Here is a 15,584-nt window from a genome sequence, read left to right as displayed (position 1 = left end):
GGAGGTTCCCGATGAACGCCACCGTCTCGTTCATGCTTAATGGCAAGCCGGTCACCGTCGCGAGTCCCAGTGACCGCATGCTGGTATGGGTCCTGCGCGACGAATTGGGGCTCACGGGTACCAAGGTGGGCTGCGAGGCCGCACTATGTGGGGCCTGCACCGTGCTCGTCGACTTCGAGGCTGTGCCCTCCTGCTCCACGACGCTGGGCAATGTGGCCGGGAAGAGGGTGCTCACCATCGAGGGTTTGGCCCTGGACGGAAAGCTGGACCCCGTGCAGAAGGCCTTCCAGGACCACCACGCCTTCCAGTGCGGCTACTGCACCTCCGGGATGATCATGGCTGCCTGGGCCTTCCTGAAGAAGAAGCCTGCGGCCACCAGAACCGAGATCGTCGAAGCCATGGAGGGGAACCTCTGCCGCTGCGGGGCCCACGTGAGGATCCTGGACGCGGTCGAATCGGCAGGCAAGGCCATGGGGGGTGCGCGATGAGAAGGCGGTCCTTCCTCCAGGGCGTCGCTTCCGGCGCGCTCATCTTCTTCTTCACCACCCCCGCCGGATCAGCACCGATCGTACCGACCCGGCCCGGGGCCTACCCCGAGGATTTCAATGCGTTCCTCAAGATTTCAGCCGATGGGCGCGTGGGCTGCTTCGTGGGAAAGGCCGAACTGGGACAAGGCGCCATGACCGTGCTGGCCATGCTCGTTGCCGAGGAACTGGAGTTGGATCCCGCCCAAGTGGACATGCTCATGGGCGACACAGACCTTTGCCCTTGGGATATGCCCACCGGCGGTTCCCTCACCATGTGGCACACGGCCCCTGTCCTGCGAGGCGCTGCCGCGGAAGCGCGCGCTGTGCTCCTGCGAATGGCATCCAAAACCCTGGGAGCCCCGGTCGCGGACCTGACCCTGAAGGATGGCGCCATCTGGGTGAAGGCGGCCCCCGAGCGCCGCACTACCTTCGGCGACTTGGTGAAGGGTCGGAAGATGGAGCGGCACCTGGGCAAGGTCAAGCCCAAGCCCCTTTCCGACTGCACCCTGATCGGGCGCCGCGTCCCCCGCAAGGACGCCCTCGCCAAGATCACCGGCGCCGCCAAGTATGCAGGCGACCTGCGGCTTCCCGGTACGCTCCATGCCTGCATCCTGCGGCCCCCTGCCCACGGCCTGAACCTCGCCGCCGCGGACACGGCGGCCGCTGAGCGGATTCCCGGCGTCCGCATCGTGCGGGATGGCACCCTCCTGGCCGTGCTCCACCCACAGCCCGACACCGCCCGCAAGGCCCTCGCCCTCGTGAAGGGCACCTTCGAGGGGGTCGAACCCGATGTGGACGATGCCCGCATCTACCAATACCTCGTGGACAAGGCAGCGCCAGGTCAGCGAGTGGTGATCTCCCGCGGCGACCTGGCCGCCGGTGAAAAACGGGCTGCCACCGTGGTGGAGGGGGAATACCGCAACGCCTATGAGAGCCACGCCACCCTCGAGCCCCATGCCTGCGTCGCCAAATGGGAGGAAGGGCGCATGACGGTCTGGGCCTCCACCCAGTCCCCCTTCGTCCTCCGCGATTCTGTCGCCGAGGCCCTCAAGCTTGGCCAGGACAAGGTCCGCATCATCGCCCAGTTCGTGGGGGGAGGATTCGGCGGCAAGCTTGTGGGCCCTGGGGCCATCGAGGCTGTCCGCATCGCCCATAAGATCCCCGGCGTGCCGATCCAGGTGAGCTGGAATCGTGAGGAAGACCTCTTCATGGACACCTACCGCCCGGCCGCCGTGGTGAAGATCCGCTCAGGCCTGGACGCCGGGCGCAGCGCCATCACCTTCTGGGACAACACCGTGGCGGGCGTCTCCCAAGGTGAGGCCGAGCTCTCCTACGAAATGCAGTCGAACCGGTATCAGGCTCCAGCCGTCCCTGGCCTCCATCCCCTCAAGGTCGGCGCCTGGCGTGCCCCCAACGCCCACACCAACGCTTTCGCCCGGGAAAGCCAGTTGGATGCGCTGGCGGCCAAAGCCGGCGTGGATCCCGTGACCCTTCGCCGTCGTCTCATCACCGATGCCCGTCTCCTGCGCCTCCTGGACCTGGCGGTGGAGACCTTCGGCTGGGAGCCCGCGCCCGGACCCACGGGCCGAGGCATCGGACTGGCCTGCGGTGCCTGGCGCCAGGGTCTCGTGGTGGCCGTGGCCCAGGTGGCCGTGGACAAGAGCACCGGGAAGGTCAAGACGGAGCGCTTTCTCGAGGCCGTGGATGTCGGCCTGGTGGTCAACCCCGACGGGGCCCGCCAGCAGGTGGAGGGAGCCATCACCATGTGCATCGGACAGGCCCTCAGCGAGGAGATCCGCTTCAAGGGCGGCCGCATCCTCGACAAGAACTTCGATACCTACCTGCTGCCCCGATTTTCCGCCATTCCCCGCATCCAGGTCGTGTTCGCAGACAATTCCACCATGGCCACTCAAGGCATCGGCGAGCCCCCCGTGGTGCCGGTGGCCGCCGCCTTGGCCAACGCCGTTTTCGACGCCACAGGCGCTCGGGTAACCCATGTGCCGTTCACTCCCGAACGGGTCCTCGAGGCTCTGAAGCTCGTTCCTGCGAAGTAGCTTGATCCGGAAGGTCCAACCTCCATTCCAGTCCCGCCCAAGCCCCCCAATCGGCAGACGCAGACGATCATCGACTTCCTTTTAAAAACTTCGGTCTAGTTTCAGGGGGGACATCAACGGCCCGAAGGGCCATAAAGTGCTGGTCTTCCCGGGCTCTTGAATATTCTTCCTGCATCTGCGCCACCAGGGCTTCGAGGGCATGGCCTCCGCTTCTGAATCCTTCGAGGCTTCTAGGGTGGTCATGGCCCGAAGGGCCACTCTTCCTATTTCGCGGCAGCCCGGCGCTTTTCGCTTGCTTCGATCATGGGCTTCAGGTCCTCCGCGGGACGGATTTCCCAGCGGCCCATTTTGATGCCGGGGTGGTTCGAAATGAGCTGGATGGCGTGGTTCAGATCCTTGGCTTCCAGGATCAAAAGACCGCCCAACAATTCTTTGGTCTCCGCATAGGGGCCATCCGACACCGACACTTTCCCGTTCTGGTAGCTCAGAGTGGTGGCGCCCTGGAGGCCTTCCCCGCCCGCCCAGTGGCCGGCTTTCTTCAACACATCGTCATAGGCGAAGCATTGATCGATCATGGCGTTTTGTTCGCTGGGCGATTTCTTCTCCCAGCTCTGTACGTCCAGGTATCCGAAGCAGATGTATTTCATGGCGGTTCTCCTTGAAGTTTGTGCCTTCCCTCTTTAGTCGATCGGAGGAGGCCCAAATCGACAATGGGCATTTCTTTTTTTGTAATCAGCCTAATTCGATGAGTCGCCGCTCCAGGAACCGCCGTTCGGGGTCTTGCTGGGCCAGGGCGAGTGCGGTGCGGTAGGAAGCGCGTGCTGCTTCCACCAGCCCCATCCGCCGGCAAAGATCCGCGCGTGCGGAATGGGCCAGGTGGTAGTTGGCCAGATCGCCCTCGTCCAGGAGTTGGTCGATGAGCGCCAGGCCCGCCGGGGGACCGTCCCGCATGGCTAGGGCGGCGGCGCGGTTGAGACGGATGACCGGCGAAGGATCGATCCGGGCCAGCACGTCGTAATACGCCACAATCCGGTTCCAGTCCGTGGCGGCGATGCTGGGCGCCAGGGCATGCGTAGCCGCGATGGCGGCCTGCAGGGTGTAGGGTCCAGCCTGGCGCGACCCAAGCGCCTGCGTCACGAGCGCGGAGCCTTCGAGGATGTGATCGCGATTCCACTGCGCGCGGTCCTGATCAGCAAGGAGGATCAGATCCCCGCCGGGGGAAGTGCGCGCTGTGCGCCGCGATTCCTGCAGCAGCATGAGGGCGAGCAGGCCCAGGACTTCCGGACCCGGTAGAAGCTCCTTCAGGAGCCTTCCCAGGCGGATGGCTTCCCCGGAAATATCTGCGCGCGTCAGCGATTCGCCCGAAGGCGCAGAGTAGCCTTCGTTGTAGACGAGATAAATCACTTGAAGCACGGTGTCGAGCCGGTCCGGCAATTCGTCAGGCGAAGGAACCTCATAGGGAATGCGCGCGGTGCGGATCTTCGCCTTGGCGCGCACGATGCGCTGGGCGATGGCGGAGGGCGAGGTGAGGAACGCCCGCGCGATTTCTTCGGTTGAAAGGCCGCAGACTTCCCGCAGCGTGAGCGCCGAACGGGCTTCGGCGCCCAAGGCGGGATGGCAGCAGGTGAAGATGAGGCGAAGGCGATCATCCTGGATGGGCTCATCCGCTTCGTCCGGCTCCTCGGGCGCGGCGGGGATCTGGGCTTCGGCCAGCGCGTCCAGCGGGGCTTCGAACTTCGCGCGCCGGCGGAGCGCATCGATGGCCTTGAAGCGGCCCGTGGAGATCAGCCAAGCCCGGGGCTTGGCCGGCACGCCATCCGCCGGCCACTGCTCCAGTGCCGCCCGGAACGCCTCGTGCAGGGCCTCTTCCGCCAGATCGAAATCGCCGAGCAGGCGGATCAATGTGGCCAGGATGTGCCTGGATTCAGTTCGGTAGAGGATGTCCAGGGACTCGGGGATATTTTTAGCGGAGGGCATCGTGAGATTATTCCAGGAGGATCGGGTAAGTTCTGCGGCGTACCGTCACCAACCGGTGCGATTGGATGATCAGGCGCTTTGTAATAAAGGTGCGCCGGTTCGATCCCGCAAGCGGCTCCAATACAACGGCCTGGAGGGTCCTCCAGACCCGCTTGGCGGGAGATGTGCGATCCTGGCGGGATGCCGACCGGATCCCGCGCCATTGCGATCCTGACCCAGCCTGAGGATGGCTTCGAGGATCAGGCCTATGTCCTCGGGCACCTGTCTGCCTATTGGAGATCCGCCGGGCACCGGGTGGAGGTCGTGACCGACTGGACCCGCCCCCTGGTTTGCGACGCGGCCATCCTTCACGTGGACCTCACCCAGGTGCCAGCGGCTCTCCTGGATCTCGTACAGGATCACCCTTGCGTCCTGAACCGCCGGGCCATCGACATCGGCAAGCGCGGATTCTCGCGGCTGAGGGTCCGCCCCGGGGATGGCTACCAGGGGCCCGTGATCCTGAAGACAAACCTGAACTATGGCGGCCTTCCCGAGGCCCGCAAGCTGGGGCTGGAAACCTGGCCCACCGATGGCTGGGGCCAGCTCCGGTTCATGCCGCCGGAGGAGTATCCGATCTTTCCGGAGCCGGCCCAGGTTCCGCCGGAGGCCTGGGACAACCCGGCCTTGATCATCGAGCGCTTCATGCCGGAACGCACGCCGGAAGGACACTTCAGCCTGCGCTCCTGGCTCTTCCTGGGCGAGGCCGGGGTCGTCTGGCGCAGCCTGTCGATCCACCCCATCGCCAAGGCCGGCAACGCCTACCGGCACGACCTTCTGCACGAGGTGCCGGTGGAAGTCCGCGAAGCAAGGGAGGCCATGGGCCTTGATTTCGGGAAGATCGATTTCGGCGTCGTGGATGGGCGCGCGGTGGTCTATGACGTGAACAAGACACCCACCCAAAGCAAGGTCACCGAGCGGTCCCGGCCGGTCCTGGAAGCCCTGGCGAGGGCCTTGCACGGCTTCCTCGATGGGAGTGTCCAGCCTTGACGGACCAGGATGGAGCCTTGCGCCAGGCCCTGGGTCCCAAAGCCCTCCTGTGCGGCTATCCACACCCCGGCGGCCGCCGCTGGCTCGTGAAGGACGAGTTGACCGCCCAGGCGTTCAGCGCCGGGTCCCTTTGCGTCGCAGGGAGCCTCGCCATGCTCTGCGGCCACCTCGCCGCCTCCCCCTTGGCCCTGGACCTGCTCTCGGAGGCCGGTTGGCGGCTGCCGGATCAGCTTCTCGTGTTCCGCTCGACGGAGGAACTGGGCGCGCTCATCCGGGATCAAGCCGCCGGTGGCGCCAGACTGGTGGCCAGCTTCCCGCTCCCGGAAGACATCGCCCCCGCAGCAATCCACCTGGTCGAGCCATCGCTCCGCGCCTTCCTGAACCACAAGGGCAACCTGGAGCGGCTGGTGCCCATGGACCAGCGCCCGGCGCGGCGCCTCATGGGGGCATCGGAAGCGATGGCGCAACCGGAGGCCTGCCTCCATAGCGCGGTGAAGGTCGCCACCCTCGAAGCCACCGGAGGCGGGCACGACCTCCTGCTGCCGCCGCATTCGGGAGATGCCGCGCGCTTGGCCGCCCTGCTGGACGGCGCGGAAGGGGCGGTCCTGGAGGAGTTCCTGTCCTTCCGGTCCACCCGCTGTTTCAACTACCTCATCGGTGCCTCCGGGGAACCGATGTTCCTGGGGGCGCCTGAACAATTCCTGTCGGCGGAGGGACATTACCTGGGGAACTGGTTCCGTGCCGAGGACCAGCCCGACCCGCTGGCCGTGGCTGCGGGCGCGGCCATCTGCCGGCGGGCGGCTGCCCTCGGATACCGGGGCGCCGCGGGCCTGGACGCGGGTTTCCAGGCGGACGGGTCCTTCAAGTTCTTCGACCTCAATTTCCGCATGAACGGCAGCACCGCCCCCCTGCTGTTGTTTCCGGAACTGCATCGCCGGATCGAGGCTCCCGTCGCCCTCCGGACGGCGTTGCGTGGCAGCGCGCCGCCATCGGAATTGGCTGCGACCCTGAGCGCTCTGTTGAAGGAAAGACGCTTCTTTCCGCTTACGGTTGTGCTTTCAGATGCATCTGCGGAGATGACGGATTTCCTCGTGTCCGGCTTCCTGCCGGGCTCCGATGCAGCAGAAATACTTGAGACCCTGGATGGATTGCCCCGGCGCCTGGGTTGCTGCTGAATACTCGGCCCGATTTACTCCTCCCCTTGAATCCTCCGGTGGCGCCAAGGGTGAGGATCCAGGGCCCGTTGCTCGGCGCCCGGTTCGCGGACCGGCGGACGGGGCAGGATCAAAGGGATATTGGGCAGGCCATCCAAGCGCAGAAAAGTGTCCAGGATGGCTTCCACGGCAGCCCAGTAGAAAACTTGGGGAATGCTTTCAAACGTGTCCCGCGGCGTATGGTAGTAGGGATCATCATCGCCCACGCAGAAGAACAGGAAAGGGATGCCCCGTTGCATGAAGGGGAATTGATCTGAAGCGTTGTCATAGGTCTCGAAATCCGGGACGAGCCTGACCGCGGAGGCGCTGAAGGCAGCCGCCAGGTGCGGCTTCAGGGCGGTGGTGTAGCTGGTTCCCCCCACGAAGATCCGGCCCTTGGTGCCCTGGGCGATCATGTCCAGATTCAGCACGACATCGATGGCGGCGAGCGGCAGGGCCGCAGGGGGCGCGGCCACGAAAGCCTGGGAGCCGTAGAGCCCTGCCTCCTCCCCGTCGAATAGGCAGAAGACCACGGTATGCGCCGGGGGATGATCCTTCAGCCAGGCCGCCAACTGCAACAGGGCGGCGCTGCCCGAGGCATTATCATCCGCTCCGGTGTTGATCTCCCCATTTCGAATGCCAATATGATCGTAGTGCGCCGTGAATAGGATGGCGCGGCCAGGATTCGTGGCGCCCGGCCAGTAGCCGACCACGTTTGTGCACGGGGTGTTGCGCCAGGTTGCAGGTTGCTCAAAGCCGCCGCCGTAGCTGGACAGCCCGAGTTGCTGGAAGCGCCCCACAATCATCGCCCGGGCCTTGGCATTGCCCGCGCTGCCCAGCTTCCGGCCCTCCATGTCCGGCGCAGACAGCACCCGGAGGTCGTCAACCAGGGCTTGCTTCCCCAGGCGCGGACTGGCCGGTGTGAAGTCAACCAGCACCGGAGGTTGGGAGGCTGGATGAAGACCAGGCTCACCGCCGCCGCAGCCTCCTGCGACCACAACCACCGCCAGGGCGAACAGGCCAGACAAGGAGGACCGGATTGGAAAGCTCATGCCCTCTTTCTACCACGGCCAGAGAGCCTCCGGGGTTGTGGCCGGAAGGCCAGTCCAGCCCAGGCGCTTCCTTATTCGCTCGTCAGCAGCGCGTCATCCAGGCAGGGGCGGTGGTGGTTGTGGATGATGTCCAGGGCCCCGTCATAGTCCGCTTCGCAGGCCAGCTCCGGCACCAGTTCGGTGTGGACCACGGTGCCGTTTTCATCCAGCACGACCAGGGCGCGGGCGAGGAGGCCGCGCAGGGGGCCATCCACCATCATCACGCCGAAATCAGTGCCGAATTCCGGATGGCGGAAGGTGGAGGCCGGCACCACATCCGTTATTTCCTCGGCCTTGCAGAACCGCGCCTGGGCAAAGGGCAGATCCTGGGACACGCAGAGCACCGCCATGTTCGGAACTTCCGAGGCGCGCGCGTCGAAGGTGCGCACGCCCTTGGCGCAGATGGTGGTATCGAGGCTCGGGAAGATGTTCAGGATCACCCGCTGGCCCTCCAGATCCACGAGGGAGATCTCGCTGAGATCAGCGCGGGTGAGGGTGAAGGGCGGGCAGGGACGCCCGATGACGGGCAGCTCTCCCGTGGTGTGGATCGGGCTTCCATTGAAGGTGAGCGTAGCCATGGGGACCTCCGAAACGCCCCTATCCTACTCCCGGATTCCAAAAAAATGCCCCGGCAAATGCCGGGGCAGGTTCCAGGCCACGCGGATTCACATGGAGCAGGGCGGAAGGAGCCGCGTCGTGTCATTGATGGTCACGGTGCCGCAGGGCAGGCTGTGCACGATGGTGGCTTTCTTCGTGCCCTTGGCCAGGTTCAAGGTGCCGGAGACGGGATAGCAGCAGCCGGCCGCCCTGTCCCATACCAGCGCGGTGGCCTGGTCGATGGTCGCGCTGACCGCGTCGCCGGTGGCCGGTGTCATCGCCCAGGTTCCATACAGCTTGCGCTTGCCCTGTTCGGACCAATCAGCGGTCATGGCGCAGGTGTAGGTGTACACGGTGGTCGTGGTGCCGTCATTGAAGGCCTTGGTGAAGCCCGGTTCGGCGGTGAGGGTGACCTTCCGGGCGGCAGGGTTGCGCAAGCGGTCCTTGATGCCGTTGATGGTCCAGGACTTGCCATCCTTGGTGCCGACGAAATTCTGGTGATCGTGCTTCACCAGCACAGTGCCATCGTTATTCCGCGTCCAGGAGATCACAACCACTCCGTTCCAGGTCCATCCGTGCGGACCGGTGCAGCTGTTGAAGGTCCAAGTCACCGAGGACGCCGTGACATTGCTCACCGACACGCAGTCCGGATGTCCGGGCTGCACCATGCTCATGGCTTCCCCGGCGGCGGTGGGTCCGGACTCATCCATCTCCCCAGCCTGGTTGGCTTCGATGGTCTCGAAGGGAACGGCCAGGGCCGCAGCCGTTTCGACATCCATTTTCGGGTTCGCCGGTGGCGCGGCGGGCGGATTGTCGCCGGCCCCTCCACAGGCCAGAAGTCCAGCCAGAGTCAGAGGGGCCAGGGTGAGTAGCCTGCTTCGCATTTGATCCTCCTTGTGGGATGCCCTACTGACCCGCGGACATCCGGATGCGTTTAGGGATCCAGCCTAAATAACCGGCGCCCTTCACTCCGCATTGATCAAGTTGATGGGTCGCAGCGGCTTAGCGAAAGAAATAATCTTCGGGGCTGATCCCAGCGCCTGTGGCTACCCGGCCAGCTCCTTCTTCATTAGTTCCTGGAAAGCTCCCGCCGCATGGCTCAGGGGCCGCTTACCCACGCTCAGCAGGTAGATCTTCCGTTCCAGTTGCAATTCCCGAACCGGGATCTCTTTGAGGATGCCGGTCCTCAGATCCTGATCCACGCAGACCCTCGGCAGGAAGGCGACGCCCAGGCCCGACTGCACCATGCGCCGGATGCTTTCCACCGTGGGCATCTCGATATCCATGTTCAGGTGCGTCCGCTGCTGCTGGAAGGCCTTCATCACGGCATCCCGGTAGGGCGAGGCCACGTTGTGCGCCACGAAGGTCTCCGTTTCCAGATCCTTGATCGTCAGCAGCTTGTGCCTGGCCAACCGATGGCCGGGCGCCACCACGAAGGAAAGGTGGTCCACGTAGAGCACCTGGGAATCCAGCCGCTCATCCCCCGCGAGGTAGCTCACCACGCCGAAATCCACGTCCCCCGCCAGCAGCAGGTCCGGCACTTCGCTGGACCGGCTGCGCTGCACGACCAGTTTCACTTTGGGGTAGGCCTGGCGGTAGCGGATCAGGTGCGGCAGCAGGTACAAGATCATGCTTTCGTTGGCGCCGATGACCAGGCGGCCGGCGGCCTTGTTCCGCAGCTCCCCGAGCTGCGTGAGCAGTTCGCGCTGGAGATTTTCCTGGCGCCGCGCCACCTCGAACACCACCCGTCCGGCGTCGGTCAGGGCCAGTTCCCGCCCGCTGCGGTCGATGAGCGTCTCCCCCAGTTCGGTTTCCAGGCGCTGGATGGCCTGCGTGATGGCCGGCTGCGTCCGGCCCAGCTTTTCCGCCGCGCGGGTGAAGCTCTTCTCCTCCGCCACCACCAGGAAGACGTTCAGGAGCGGTTTCTTGAGCAGCATGGAGCACCGGGGAAGTGGGACCTGGAATTATTGTGATCCCCCAATCCCATTGGGAAGCGAAAACGAAATGCGAAAGCCAAGCTAAGCTGGAGCGACCCCGGACATCCTGATGCTCCCTTTCCTTGGCCTTGGCCGCCCGCACCCTATCGATCGGCTGGACCTCGCGTTCCAGACGGTCCTCTGCGCCTGATGCGGCCGTGAGCGGATCCGCCCAGCAGACGCCCCCGCCGAGCCTCATGCGCTCGGCGGCCGTCGTTTCCGCCATGACGCTGCTGAGCCGCCTGACCGGCCTCGCGCAGACCTACTTCCTGTCCCACTACCTCGGCGCCGGCGCGGCCGCGGACGCCTACTCCGTGGCCTTCCGCCTGCCGAACCTGCTGCGCCGCTTCACCGCCGAGGGCACCATGACCGCGGCCTTCCTGCCTACGCTGACGGAACTGGAGGCCAAGGATGGCGAACCCGCCGCCCGCGCCACCGCCGCGCGATTCCTGGGCACGCTGCTGACCTTGCTGTCGGCGCTGGTGCTGGTGGTGATGCTGGCCATGAGCCTCATCGCCGGCCTGATGGTGGTCGGGCGCATGGCCACCGACGTGTCCTTCGGGGAAAAACTCGCCATGCTGGGCCGCGTGCTTTCGGGTTCGATGCCGCCGCCCCCGGAGATGGCGCTGGCGGTGCGTCTGGGACGCATCATGTTTCCCTATCTCGCCTTGGTGAGCCTCACCGCCGGGCTGGGCGGCCTCTTGAATCTCCGCGGGCGCTTCGCCCTCGCCTCGGCGGTTTCGATTTTCTGGAACCTCTCGTTCATCTCCTTCGGCTGGGCCGCGATCGTTTTCGGGCGCAGCCATGGCTGGACCGGACCTGAGCACATCGCCACCATCTGCGCCTTCGCGGTGCTCGCGGGCGGCATGGTGCAGCTGGGGGCCATCATCCCATCGGCCCGGGCTCTTGGATTCACCGTGCGGCCCGGCCTCCACTTCAAGGATCCCTGGGTGCGCCTGGCGTTGAAGCGCATGGGGCCGGGACTGGTGGCCGCGGGCGTCTATCCCATCAACACCTACATCTCCGCGATGCTCGCTTCGAACCTGGAGGTGGGCGCGCAGATCGTCCTCTACAACGCCAACATGATGGGCGAGATGGTGCTGGGACTCTTCGCCATGAGCCTGGCCACCGCGAGCCTCCCGGCCCTCAGCCGGCAAGCGGAAGCCAAGGACTGGGACGGCATGCGGAGCAACCTGGCCGAGGCCCTCGGCGCCACGGGCCTCCTGGTCATTCCCGCCAGCGTCGGATTGGCGGTGCTCGCCCATCCCATCTGCGCGCTCATCTTCCGCACCGGCGCCTACGATGCAGCCGCCGCCGACTGGACCGCGGCCACGATCGTCTTCCAGTGCGTCGGCCTGCTGTTCGTGGCCGCCAGCCGCATCGGCGCCCAGGCGCTGTACGCGCTGAAGGACTACCGCGGTCCCATGGTGATCGCGGTGCTCTCCATGCTGCTGAACGTGCTGCTGAGCCTGCTCTGGCTGCGCCCCCTGGGCACGGGCGGCCTCGCGCTGGCCAACGGCGTGTCCAGTCTGGCCGGGCTCTTCTTCCTGGTGTTCCGGTTGAAGCCGCGGTTGCCAGAGCTGCCCGCCGCCCCCGTGCTCAGGACCTGGATGATCTCGTTGCTGGGCGCTTCGCTCATGGGCCTGCTGGCCTGGCAAGGCATCGACTGGCTTGGCCTTGGCGCTCCCCTGCACCGCCTTTCCCTGGCGTTGCGCCTGCTGCCCTTCATCGCGCTATGCGCCGCGGCCTATGGCGGCCTGATGCTGGCGCTGGGACATCCCCAGGCCAAGGCCATTGGGCAAAAATTATTTTCACGCATCAAGCGTTGAACGAGCGCCTGTGGACCGATCGCGTCTCAGCCGCCAGCGTTTTCCATCTACGCCAGCTACAGAATCTGCGGCTTTGTTCTTCACTCGAAGGACGCGGGCAGCAGTCCTTTCTGTTTGAGCTCCAGGATCTCGAAGTCTCCATCGTCGAGCATCCGCTCCCAGTTATCTGGACGATAGCCCAGGCTGCGGGCCGCGGAGATCAGCAGGCTCTGGCCTGGCGAGGGCCGCTGGGGATCGAGGCTGTAGACGAAGTCCTGGAAGGCCTTTCCGGGTTCGATGATGGTCCATCCCATGGCCTTGAATTGCTGGATCGCGTCATCCAGGAACAGCGCGTTGATGAGATTGTGGTGCATCAGCAATACCTGGGGGATATCCCGTCCGAAGAGCCGCCGTGAAAGGTCCCGGTAGGCTTCTGCGCGCTGGCGGAGATGCGCCAGGTAGGTGGCGCGGAAGGGGGCCAGGTCTGCACCTGGATGCTCGTTCAGGGCGGCCTCCAAGGCCGCGTCCAGCCGCCAATCCGAAGTATCCAGGGAAACATAGGCATTGCGCAGGCCTCTGGTTTTTAAAAAAACCTTCATGCCATCGCGCTTTTCAGGCGTGTCGCCTTCCCGCAGGAACGTGAAGCGGAACCAGGGTGCATAGCCAGGCAGCGAGCGGATCACGCTATCGCAGGCCAGTATCTCGTCCTGGTACTGCTTTAGGGTGACGGACTTGGCATTCAAATCCAGATGCGTGGCGGTGTGGTTGCCGATGGCATGCCCGGCCTCTCCCCACGCCTCCGCCAAGGCCAATCCTTCGGGGCGGTCCGCGCCATTGGCCAGCGTCACGAAAAGCGCGGCCTTCACCTGATGCTTTTTCAACGTCTCCAAGAGCGCCGTGTTGCGCGCCTGGGGGCTCATGAGCGGCGTCGCCTTCAGTTTCGGGCCATCGTCGAAGGTGAACGTCACGGATTGCGGGTAAGCGGGGGCGCTGAAACAGGCCGCCGTGGCCAGGAAGCGGATTGCGCGCGGGAGTTTCACGGATTTCCTCCAGAGCAGGAACGGGCTTTGTGCCAAGGATTCCGGCCTGCCCGGCTTTCCATGGCCGATTGGGCCGAAAATATTCTTGCCGTGTACATTTTTTATCGTACATTGTTTATCGTACTCAAAGGAGCGCCCGTGTCAAATCCGGCCCCCAGGCCCACCGAAGCGGAAGTCGGCATCCTTCAGGTGCTGTGGGAGCTGGGACCCAGCAGCGTGAAGGAAGTCTATGCCCGTGTGGGCCAGGAGCGGGACCTGGGCTACACGGCCGTGCTCAAGCTCATGCAGACCATGCTGGAGAAGGGGCTGCTGGAGCGCGACGAATCCGAGCGGGCCCACCGCTACTGGCCCGCCCAGGCCAAATCGAGAACCCAACGCGCCCTGCTGGGTGAATTCATGGACAAGGTTTTCGCCGGTTCGGCGGGAGAGCTGGTGCAGATGGCCCTGCAGGGCCGCCGGTTGAGGCCCGAGGAAAAGGCCGCCCTGCGCGGCCTGTTGAAAGGGAAATGACGGTGCCCTTCTTTGATCTCCAAGGGCTCGCCACGGATATGGGCAGCGCCCTGCTCCACTCGCTCTGGCAGGTGGCCGTGGTGGCGGCGGCTTTGTGGGGCCTGCTAACCATCCTCCACCGGGCTTCGCCGAACCTGCGCCATAGCCTCGCGATCACGGCGCTTGCCCTCGCCGTGCTCTGGCCCATCTCCACATTCCAGCAGGCCCGCGCCTACCGCAGCGGCCGCGCCTCCGCCATTGCGAGGGGTCCGCTCTTCATCCAGCCGGTGCTTCACCCTCCACCCTCGGCGGCGGTCCAGCCTGGATTCCCTGCGGGGCTGGCCGCGTGGTCAGAGCCAGCCCTGCCTTGGCTCGCGATGATCTGGGGCGCAGGTGTGCTCACCTTGGGGTTGCGTTTGATGGGCGGGTGGCTGTGGCTCCAGCGCCTCCGAAAAGCCACGGAACCCGCCCCCGCCTGGGTGCTGGACCTGGGCCCGGACTTGGCACGGCGAATGGGCCTGCGCCTTCCATCCCTGCGTGTTTCAAGGGCCATCGCAGGACCCTTCTGCTACGGCCTTTGGCGCACCGTCGTGGTGCTCCCCGCGGCCTGCCTCGGACACCTGGATGCGCGCGATCTGGAGGCTCTGCTGGCCCACGAATTCGCGCATCTCCGCCGCCACGACTTTCTTGTGAACGCCCTGCAATCCGTGGCGGAATTGCTGCTGTTCCATCACCCGCTGGCCCATTGGATCTCCGCCGCCGCGCGACTGGAGCGCGAGCGCTGCTGCGACATGGCGGCGGTGGAGGTCTGCGGGGACGCCCGATTCTACACGGCCCTGCTGGATCGTCTCGATGACCTGCGTCCGGCGGAATCGTCACTCCCTCCACCCTCTTCCCGGGCACCTGCCTCACCCGCCCTTCTCGCTAACGGAGCTTCCCTCATGATCCGCATCCAGCACCTCCTGGGCGTCAACATCCGCCCCTCCCTATCCGCTCTCTTCGGCGCAGCGCTGGTGCTCACGGGCATCGGCCTGGCCGCCATCGTGCCCTTCCGCGAAGGCCTGAAGGGACCCGCCATCCTCGTGCCTTCGGCCCTGCTCGACCAGGTCGATGAGGCAGCCAGGGCCGAAGGCGTCGATCCTGATCTCATTCGCGCCATGGTCCAGTGCGAGAGCCGCTTCAATCCCTCGGCCAGAAGCCCCATGGGCGCCATGGGGCTGATGCAGCTCATGCCGAAGACCGCGGCCCGCTTCGGCGTCACGGACGCATGGCAGGTGGAGCAGAACCTGAAAGCCGGCGCGAAATACATGCGCTTCCTGCTGGACCGCTACCAGGGCGACATGGCCCGCGCGGTCACCGCCTACAATGCCGGGGAAAAGGCCGTGGACGCCGCAGGCGCCAAGGCCCCGACCGATGAAAGCCGCATCTACTCCAAGGCCGTGATGGACCTCTACCGGGACAAAGCCATCCAGCCCACCGAGGGCAGCGAGGGCATCCAAAGCGTGCAGGGGCGGTTGACGCCGCAGCGCGACGGCAGCTGGGCCATCGCCTTCCAGGCCTGGATGCTCGGCAGTTCCGAGATAGAAATCACCCAGGGTGGAAAGCGGCTGGCGCTGATCAAGGGAGATGCACCTGAGGTCCGGCCTTACTTCACAACCCCCATTGCCGCCATCCAGCCCACCGCCGGGCAAGGACCCATCCGCATCGTCTATCGGGACCTCGGCAGCAAACACAGTTGCGATGCCACAGTGCCCCTGGCCGCCGGCGACTTCACGCTGTCCCTGGTCCGTTAGCGTCCGCAGTCCA

The 15,584-nt window shown here is 65.3% G+C and carries 14 protein-coding genes; 7 read left to right on the top strand and 7 right to left on the bottom strand.

Annotated elements, in window-relative coordinates:
- Positions 1-11 precede the first annotated feature (11 nt).
- Together IPQ13_12190 and IPQ13_12185 are read left to right on the top strand one after the other, a co-directional pair.
- Entirely contained in the window at positions 12-488 is a 477-nt protein-coding gene (locus IPQ13_12190; protein ID MBL0211651.1) for a (2Fe-2S)-binding protein, read from the top strand.
- Positions 485-2,581, top strand: coding sequence for a xanthine dehydrogenase family protein molybdopterin-binding subunit (locus tag IPQ13_12185; protein ID MBL0211650.1), 2,097 nt, complete (start codon positions 485-487; stop codon positions 2,579-2,581). Before IPQ13_12190 ends, IPQ13_12185 begins: the two co-directional genes overlap by 4 nt.
- A 263-nt stretch (positions 2,582-2,844) precedes the next feature.
- On the opposite strand, the gene IPQ13_12180 is transcribed toward IPQ13_12185, so the two are convergent.
- Complete coding sequence (locus IPQ13_12180) at positions 2,845-3,228, bottom strand: YciI family protein (GenBank protein ID MBL0211649.1); 384 nt, start codon at positions 3,226-3,228, stop codon at positions 2,845-2,847.
- 85 nt (positions 3,229-3,313) lie between these two features.
- Entirely contained in the window at positions 3,314-4,558 is a 1,245-nt protein-coding gene (locus IPQ13_12175) for an RNA polymerase sigma factor (GenBank protein ID MBL0211648.1), read from the bottom strand.
- Between the two features lie 180 nt (positions 4,559-4,738).
- On the opposite strand from IPQ13_12175, the gene IPQ13_12170 reads away from it, so the two are divergent.
- Positions 4,739-5,584 (top strand): hypothetical protein, encoded by an 846-nt coding sequence (locus IPQ13_12170; GenBank protein ID MBL0211647.1) that lies wholly within the window; start codon positions 4,739-4,741, stop codon positions 5,582-5,584.
- A gap of 17 nt (positions 5,585-5,601) precedes the next feature.
- Entirely contained in the window at positions 5,602-6,759 is a 1,158-nt protein-coding gene (locus IPQ13_12165; GenBank protein ID MBL0211646.1) for a hypothetical protein, read from the top strand.
- 14 nt (positions 6,760-6,773) lie between these two features.
- Here the strand turns inward: IPQ13_12165 and IPQ13_12160 are convergent, their stop codons facing one another.
- The 4 genes from IPQ13_12160 to IPQ13_12145 form a co-directional block, all read right to left on the bottom strand.
- A complete protein-coding gene (locus IPQ13_12160) occupies positions 6,774-7,829 on the bottom strand; it encodes a M20/M25/M40 family metallo-hydrolase (protein ID MBL0211645.1) in 1,056 nt (351 codons plus the stop codon).
- Positions 7,830-7,900: 71 nt separating this feature from the next.
- Complete coding sequence (gene tpx, locus IPQ13_12155) at positions 7,901-8,446, bottom strand: thiol peroxidase (protein ID MBL0211644.1); 546 nt, start codon at positions 8,444-8,446, stop codon at positions 7,901-7,903.
- 87 nt (positions 8,447-8,533) lie between these two features.
- A complete protein-coding gene (locus IPQ13_12150) occupies positions 8,534-9,349 on the bottom strand; it encodes a hypothetical protein (protein ID MBL0211643.1) in 816 nt (271 codons plus the stop codon).
- A 162-nt stretch (positions 9,350-9,511) separates the two neighbouring features.
- Positions 9,512-10,402, bottom strand: a complete 891-nt coding sequence (locus tag IPQ13_12145) for a LysR family transcriptional regulator (GenBank protein MBL0211642.1) — start codon at positions 10,400-10,402, stop codon at positions 9,512-9,514.
- Positions 10,403-10,599: 197 nt separating this feature from the next.
- Between IPQ13_12145 and murJ the strand changes: the two genes are divergently transcribed.
- Entirely contained in the window at positions 10,600-12,270 is a 1,671-nt protein-coding gene (gene murJ / locus IPQ13_12140) for a murein biosynthesis integral membrane protein MurJ (GenBank protein ID MBL0211641.1), read from the top strand.
- An 80-nt stretch (positions 12,271-12,350) separates the two neighbouring features.
- Here murJ and IPQ13_12135 read toward each other — a convergent pair whose 3' ends face one another.
- Positions 12,351-13,307, bottom strand: a complete 957-nt coding sequence (locus tag IPQ13_12135; GenBank protein MBL0211640.1) for a polysaccharide deacetylase family protein — start codon at positions 13,305-13,307, stop codon at positions 12,351-12,353.
- 42 nt (positions 13,308-13,349) lie between these two features.
- On the opposite strand from IPQ13_12135, the gene IPQ13_12130 reads away from it, so the two are divergent.
- Both IPQ13_12130 and IPQ13_12125 read left to right on the top strand, forming a co-directional pair.
- Positions 13,350-13,799: a BlaI/MecI/CopY family transcriptional regulator gene (locus IPQ13_12130; GenBank protein MBL0211639.1), complete on the top strand. Its 450-nt coding sequence runs from the start codon at positions 13,350-13,352 to the stop codon at positions 13,797-13,799.
- The gene (locus IPQ13_12125; protein MBL0211638.1) at positions 13,796-15,571 is read left to right on the top strand and encodes a transglycosylase SLT domain-containing protein; all 1,776 of its coding nucleotides are present in this window, start codon (positions 13,796-13,798) and stop codon (positions 15,569-15,571) included. The genes IPQ13_12130 and IPQ13_12125 overlap by 4 nt, the downstream gene beginning before the upstream one ends.
- Positions 15,572-15,584 lie beyond the last annotated feature (13 nt).

It is taken from the genome of Holophagaceae bacterium, from assembly GCA_016720465.1.
In the GTDB taxonomy this organism is placed as follows: Bacteria; Acidobacteriota; Holophagae; order Holophagales; family Holophagaceae; genus JANXPB01.
This window is presented reverse-complemented; position numbering and strand designations above follow the sequence as displayed.

What these genes read in the sequence shown, in the direction of transcription:
- IPQ13_12190 (MBL0211651.1), top strand. Translation starts at nt 12, where the DNA reads ATGAACGCCACCGTCTCGTTCATGCTTAATGGCAAGCCGGTCACCGTC.
- IPQ13_12185 (MBL0211650.1), top strand. Translation starts at nt 485, where the DNA reads ATGAGAAGGCGGTCCTTCCTCCAGGGCGTCGCTTCCGGCGCGCTCATC.
- IPQ13_12180 (MBL0211649.1), bottom strand. Translation starts at nt 3,228, where the DNA reads ATGAAATACATCTGCTTCGGATACCTGGACGTACAGAGCTGGGAGAAG.
- IPQ13_12175 (MBL0211648.1), bottom strand. Translation starts at nt 4,558, where the DNA reads ATGCCCTCCGCTAAAAATATCCCCGAGTCCCTGGACATCCTCTACCGA.
- IPQ13_12170 (MBL0211647.1), top strand. Translation starts at nt 4,739, where the DNA reads ATGCCGACCGGATCCCGCGCCATTGCGATCCTGACCCAGCCTGAGGAT.
- IPQ13_12160 (MBL0211645.1), bottom strand. Translation starts at nt 7,829, where the DNA reads ATGAGCTTTCCAATCCGGTCCTCCTTGTCTGGCCTGTTCGCCCTGGCG.
- tpx (MBL0211644.1), bottom strand. Translation starts at nt 8,446, where the DNA reads ATGGCTACGCTCACCTTCAATGGAAGCCCGATCCACACCACGGGAGAG.
- IPQ13_12150 (MBL0211643.1), bottom strand. Translation starts at nt 9,349, where the DNA reads ATGCGAAGCAGGCTACTCACCCTGGCCCCTCTGACTCTGGCTGGACTT.
- IPQ13_12145 (MBL0211642.1), bottom strand. Translation starts at nt 10,402, where the DNA reads ATGCTGCTCAAGAAACCGCTCCTGAACGTCTTCCTGGTGGTGGCGGAG.
- IPQ13_12130 (MBL0211639.1), top strand. Translation starts at nt 13,350, where the DNA reads ATGGCCGATTGGGCCGAAAATATTCTTGCCGTGTACATTTTTTATCGT.
- IPQ13_12125 (MBL0211638.1), top strand. Translation starts at nt 13,796, where the DNA reads ATGACGGTGCCCTTCTTTGATCTCCAAGGGCTCGCCACGGATATGGGC.